The 5,034-nt window shown below is 70.3% G+C and carries 8 protein-coding genes; 7 read left to right on the forward strand and 1 reads right to left on the reverse strand.

The window, feature by feature from the left end:
- The 3 genes from AUL35_RS09785 to AUL35_RS09795 all read left to right on the forward strand — a co-directional run.
- Positions 1 to 695, forward strand: a 695-nt coding sequence (locus AUL35_RS09785) for an SDR family NAD(P)-dependent oxidoreductase (RefSeq protein ID WP_062014459.1), incomplete at its 5' end; no start/stop codon positions are given.
- A 14-nt stretch (positions 696 to 709) separates the two neighbouring features.
- Entirely contained in the window at positions 710 to 1,123 is a 414-nt protein-coding gene (locus AUL35_RS09790) for a thioesterase family protein (RefSeq protein WP_062014460.1), read from the forward strand.
- Positions 1,120 to 1,524 (forward strand): RidA family protein, encoded by a 405-nt coding sequence (locus AUL35_RS09795; protein ID WP_062014461.1) that lies wholly within the window; start codon positions 1,120 to 1,122, stop codon positions 1,522 to 1,524. The genes AUL35_RS09790 and AUL35_RS09795 overlap by 4 nt, the downstream gene beginning before the upstream one ends.
- On the opposite strand, the gene AUL35_RS09800 is transcribed toward AUL35_RS09795, so the two are convergent.
- Entirely contained in the window at positions 1,505 to 2,032 is a 528-nt protein-coding gene (locus AUL35_RS09800) for a MarR family winged helix-turn-helix transcriptional regulator (RefSeq protein WP_062014465.1), read from the reverse strand. The genes AUL35_RS09795 and AUL35_RS09800 overlap by 20 nt on opposite strands.
- Before the next feature lie 156 nt (positions 2,033 to 2,188).
- Here AUL35_RS09800 and AUL35_RS09805 point away from each other — a divergent pair, with 156 nt between their 5' ends.
- The 4 genes from AUL35_RS09805 to AUL35_RS09820 form a co-directional block, all read left to right on the forward strand.
- Entirely contained in the window at positions 2,189 to 2,620 is a 432-nt protein-coding gene (locus AUL35_RS09805; protein ID WP_062014462.1) for a cupin domain-containing protein, read from the forward strand.
- Between the two features lie 16 nt (positions 2,621 to 2,636).
- Complete coding sequence (locus AUL35_RS09810) at positions 2,637 to 3,497, forward strand: fumarylacetoacetate hydrolase family protein (RefSeq protein ID WP_062014463.1); 861 nt, start codon at positions 2,637 to 2,639, stop codon at positions 3,495 to 3,497.
- Positions 3,494 to 4,273, forward strand: coding sequence for an SDR family NAD(P)-dependent oxidoreductase (locus tag AUL35_RS09815; protein WP_062014464.1), 780 nt, complete (start codon positions 3,494 to 3,496; stop codon positions 4,271 to 4,273). Before AUL35_RS09810 ends, AUL35_RS09815 begins: the two co-directional genes overlap by 4 nt.
- Before the next feature lie 71 nt (positions 4,274 to 4,344).
- The coding region (locus AUL35_RS09820; RefSeq protein WP_156417924.1) for an MFS transporter at positions 4,345 to 5,034 on the forward strand (690 nt) is incomplete at its 3' end.

A 5,034-nucleotide genomic window follows, 5' to 3' on the forward strand; every position in this document is an offset into this window, starting at 1 on the left:
GCGCGCGCGTCACGCTCGCCGGGCGCCGCGAGGCGCCGCTGCGCGCGGTGGCCGGGCGGATCGGAACGGGCACGGCCTTTGTCGCAGCCGGCTTCGACGTGACCGATCCCGCCGCTGTGGCCGCCGGCATCAAGGCCGCGCGGGACGCGTTCGGGCCGGTCTCGATCCTCGTCAACAATGCCGGCGAGGCCCCGAGCGCGCCGTTCGAGAAGACCGGCGCCGACCTTTGGGCGAAGGTTCTCGCGGTGGACCTCACCGGCGTCTTCAACGTGACGCAGGCCGCCCTTCCCGACATCCGAGCCGGGGGGCCGGGCGGTCGCATCGTCAACGTCGCCTCCACGGCGGGGCTGACCGGCTATGCCTATGTCACCGCCTACTGCGCGGCCAAGCACGGCGTCGTCGGCCTGACGCGCGCCCTCGCGCTGGAGCTTGCCAGGACCGGCGTCACCGTGAACGCGGTCTGTCCCGGCTTCACCGACACGCCGATCATCACCGAGGCCGTCGAGCGCATCGCCGCCAAGACCGGGCGCACGCGCGAGGAAGCGCTTGCCGAGTTCACGCGCGCCAATCCGCAGGGGCGCCTCGTCACGCCGGCCGAGGTCGCGGACGCGGTCCTCTGGCTTGCCCTCCCTTCCGCCTCCGCCGTCACGGGCCAGGCCATCGCCGTCTCGGGCGGCGAGGTCATGGCCGGCTGAAAGAACCTCGATCCATGCCCTTCACCCAATCCAAGCCGCTGCGCTTCGGCGATTGCGACCTCACCGGGATCGCCTATCACCCGGCCTATTTCTCGATGCTCGTGGACGTCAACGAGGCCATGTTCGCCAGCATCGGCGTCACATGGAAGGAGTTGATGAGCGAGCGCCGCATCGGCCTGCCGACGGTGACGCTGAACGTCGAGTTCGTTCGCCCCTCGACCTATGGCGACGTCCTCGACTTCGCCGTCCACGTCCGCAAGATCGGCCGCGCCTCGCTGGACCTCGAGACGGTCGTGAGCGTGCGCGGCGAGACGATCTGGACGGTGCGCCAGCGCATCGTCGCGACCTCGCTCGAGAACCACAAGTCCCATCCCTGGCCGGACGACGTGCGCGACGGCCTCGCCCGCTACATGGAGCCCGCCGCATGAGCCACGAGATCCTCCAGCCCGAAGGCTGGGCCAAGCCGGTCGGCTATGCCAACGGCATCAAGGCGCGCGGTACGTTCCTGCAGGTCGGCGGGCAGATCGGCTGGGACGAGAACTGTCGATTCACCTCGGACGACTTCGTCGACCAGGTAGAGCTGGCGCTCAGGAACGTCGTGCGCGTTCTGGAAGAAGGCGGCGCGAAGCCCGAGCACATCGTGCAGATGACCTGGTACTTCACCGACCGCGAGGCCTACAAGTCGGGCCTGAAGCGGATCGGCGCAGCCTATCGCAGCGTCATCGGCCGCCACTTCCCGCCCATGGCCGCCGTCCAGGTCGTGGCCCTCATGGAGGACCGCGCCAAGGTCGAGATCGTCGCGAGCGCCGTCATTCCGGATCCGAGCTGACGCCGCCCGTCGTCAGCGCCTGCCGCGTCGCGCCCTTCATCTTGCGCAGGAGCCCGAGCATCTGGCGCGTCTCGCCCGCGTCGAGGCCCGCCGTCAGCGAGCGGATCCACCCTTCGTGCTCGCTCGCCATCCGGGCGAAGGCGGCACGGCCGAGCGGCGTCATGTGGATGAAGCTCTCGCGCCGGTCATGGGGGTTCTGCTCGCGCCGGATCAGCCCGTCGTCGACGAGGCGCTTGATGACGGAGGTGATGTTGCCGGGCGAGACCATGAGGCGCTGGGACAGCTCGCCGAGGTTCAGCCCGTCGGGCGCGCGCTCGATTTGGGATAGGATGTCGAAGCGTGGAAACGTCGTGTCGAACTCCTGGAGAAGGCGGCGCCGCACCTCGTTCTCGATCAGGCGCGAGACGCTGAAGAGGCGCAGCCACAGGCGCAGCTGGTCGTGCTCGTCGCCCACCGCGTCGTCGATCTTGGTCTCCGCGTCGATCCAGACCTTCGAAGCTTCGCTCATCTCGCCCAGCGCCCTGCCCGCCACCCGCTCCCGCTATGGCAGCCGGCCCTCTCCATGCCAAGCCGGTCCGCCGCTCGATACTTGACATCTAAACTAACATCGCGAAGCCTTCCAACCCGAAGCGGCCACAGCGCCGCCCCCCTTCCGGAGGAACCCATGCCAGCATCGGTCAAGCCCGTCGTCACCCGCAAGGACCAAGAGCACACGGGCACCGGCCAGTCGGGCGGCGCCAAGCGCATCTCCGGCGTCAGCCCCCAGCACACGCCCGCGACCCGCATCTGGTTCGGCAAGGTCTCCAACGAGCCGGGCTACCGCTCGCTGCCCCACCACCACGGCGAGGCCGAGACGGGCGGCTACGTCCTGAAGGGCCGGGGCCGCATCTACTGGGGCGAGAACTATGCCGAGTTCATCGACATGGAGGAAGGCGATTTCGTCTTCGTGCCGCCGCTGATGCCCCATGTCGAGGTCAACATGTCGACCACCGAGGAACTCGTCTGGATGACCTGCCGGACACCCGACAACATCGTCGTCAACCTCGAGGACGTGCCCGACGAGACGCTGGTCGGCTACGTGCCGCCGGCCCGCTGACCGGAGGCATCGGCCCATGAAACTTCTTCGTTACGGCGAGCCCGGCTCCGAGAAGCCCGGCCTTCTCGACGCTGAGGGCGCGATGCGCGACCTGTCCGGTCATCTGCCCGACCTCGGCGGTGCGGCGCTCTCGCCCGCCTCGCTCGCGCGCCTTGCCGCGCTCGATCCCGCGTCCCTGCCGCTTGCGCCGGCGGGAGCGCGCCTCGGCGCCTGCGTCACGCGGCCGGGCAAGTTCATCTGCATCGGCCTCAACTACGCCGATCACGCGCGCGAGACCGGCAAGGAGCCGCCGGCCGAGCCGATCGTCTTCATGAAGGCGACGAGCGCGGTCTGCGGCCCCCACGACGACTTGGAAATCCCGCGCGGATCGGAAAAGACCGACTGGGAGGTCGAGCTCGGCGTCGTGATCGGCACGGTGGCGAAATACGTCCCGGAATCCGACGCGCTCGCGCACGTCGCCGGCTACTGCCTCGTCAACGACGTGTCGGAGCGCGCCTTCCAGTCCGAGCGCGGCGGCCAGTGGACCAAGGGCAAGAGCCACGACACGTTCGGCCCCGTCGGCCCTTGGCTGGTGACATCGGACGAGATCCCCGACCCGCAGACGCTCGACCTCTGGCTGGATGTGGACGGCGTGCGCCGGCAGACCGGCAACACGCGCACGATGATCTTCGGCGTCGCCCATCTCGTCTCATACCTCTCGCAGTTCATGACGCTGGAGCCCGGCGACATCATCGCGACCGGCACGCCGCCGGGCGTTGGGCTCGGCCTCAAGCCGCCGGTCTTCCTGCGCGCGGGCCAGGAGATGCATCTCGGCATCGAGGGCCTGGGCGAGCAGCGCCAGCGCACCGTCGCCGCGCGCGACAGGAGGGCGGCATGAGCGGCCGGGTCCAGGGGCGCGTTGCGCTCGTCACCGGCGGCGGCCGGGGCCAGGGCGCGGCGGAAGCGGCGCTTCTCGCCCGCGAGGGCGCGAGCGTCCTCATCGGCGACGTCCTTCTCGAGGACGGGAAGGCCCATGCCGAGGCGCTGCGGGCGGAGGGGCTGGACGTCCGCTTCCAGGCCCTCGACGTGACCGACCCGGAGCACTGGGAGACGGCGGTCCGGACCTGCCGCGAGTGGAAGGGCCGGCTCGACGTCCTCGTCAACAATGCCGGCATCATCAACCGCACCACGGTCGCGTCCACCGCGCTCGACGCCTGGAAGCGCGTGCTCGACGTGAACCTGACCGGCGCCTTCCTCGGCACGCAGGCCGCCGTGCCCCTGATGCGGGAGGGCGGCGGCGGCTCGATCGTCAACATCTCGTCGAACAGCGGCTTTTCCGGCCATTACGATCCGGCCTACACGGCCTCGAAATGGGGACTGCGCGGCCTGACGCGCTCGGCGGCGATGGAGTTCGCGCGCCACAACATCCGCGTCAACGCGATCTGCCCCGGCCTCGTCGTGACGGGGCTCAACAAGGACAGCCCGCACCTCAAGCCGATGATCGAGATGACGCCGATGCGCCGCTCGGGCGCACCGGAGGAGATCGCCGAGCTCGTCCTCTTCCTCGCCTCCGACGCCTCCGGCTTCATCACCGGCGAGGACATCGTGATCGACGGCGGCTTCACCGCCGGCGCCGCCTACCGGCGCGTCGCCGAGGAGACCGGCATCTTCTGATCCGTCCCGGGACAGGGGGCGGCCCGCCCCCTCCCCTTCGCCCCCGCCTCGATGTCCCCGGAGAACCGCCGATGGCCGCCGCCCCACCCGTTCCAGCCGCCGTCTCCGATGTCGCCTGGCCGCCCAGCGCGCGGCGCACGACGCGCCTCGTCCTGCTCCTGTGCTGGCTCGCGATCCTGGCGGAGGGCTACGACGTCGGCGTTCTGGGCGCCGTCCTCCCGGCGCTGGCGAACGAGACCGGCTGGAACCTCACGCCGATCCAGCTCGGCGCGCTCGGCAGCTACACCGTCGTGGGCATGCTGATCGGCGGCCTCCTCGTCGGCACCTTGAGCGACCTCTACGGACGCAAGCCGCTCTTCGTCGCCTGCCTGTCGCTCTTCACGCTCTGCATGGCGGCCACCGCCATGGCGCCCACGCCCCTGGTCTTCGGCCTCCTGCGCTTCGTGGCGGGCCTCGGCCTTGGCGGCATCATCCCGATCGCCGCCGCGCTCACCGTCGAGTACTCGCCGCCGCAGCGGCGCAGCCTCAACTACGGGCTCATGTATTCCGGCTACTCGCTCGGCATCCTGGCCGCCGCCCTCGTCGGGCGCTGGCTCCTTCCCGACCACGGCTGGCGCCCCGTGGTGCTGGCCGGCGCGCTGCCGATCCTGGCGGTGCCCCTCATGCTCTGGCTCCTGCCCGAATCCCTCGACTTCCTGGTCGAGAAGGGGCGAACCGACAGGGCGGCGCGACTGGCGGGACGGCTCGGCATGGCCGTGCCC

Source organism: Aureimonas sp. AU4, assembly GCF_001463765.1.
Taxonomy (GTDB): Bacteria; Pseudomonadota; Alphaproteobacteria; order Rhizobiales; family Rhizobiaceae; genus Aureimonas.

Excerpts from the sequence above, each read along its gene's own strand:
- AUL35_RS09790 (WP_062014460.1), top strand. The coding sequence starts at position 710 with ATGCCCTTCACCCAATCCAAGCCGCTGCGCTTCGGCGATTGCGACCTC.
- AUL35_RS09795 (WP_062014461.1), top strand. The coding sequence starts at position 1,120 with ATGAGCCACGAGATCCTCCAGCCCGAAGGCTGGGCCAAGCCGGTCGGC.
- AUL35_RS09800 (WP_062014465.1), bottom strand. The coding sequence starts at position 2,032 with ATGAGCGAAGCTTCGAAGGTCTGGATCGACGCGGAGACCAAGATCGAC.
- AUL35_RS09805 (WP_062014462.1), top strand. The coding sequence starts at position 2,189 with ATGCCAGCATCGGTCAAGCCCGTCGTCACCCGCAAGGACCAAGAGCAC.
- AUL35_RS09810 (WP_062014463.1), top strand. The coding sequence starts at position 2,637 with ATGAAACTTCTTCGTTACGGCGAGCCCGGCTCCGAGAAGCCCGGCCTT.
- AUL35_RS09815 (WP_062014464.1), top strand. The coding sequence starts at position 3,494 with ATGAGCGGCCGGGTCCAGGGGCGCGTTGCGCTCGTCACCGGCGGCGGC.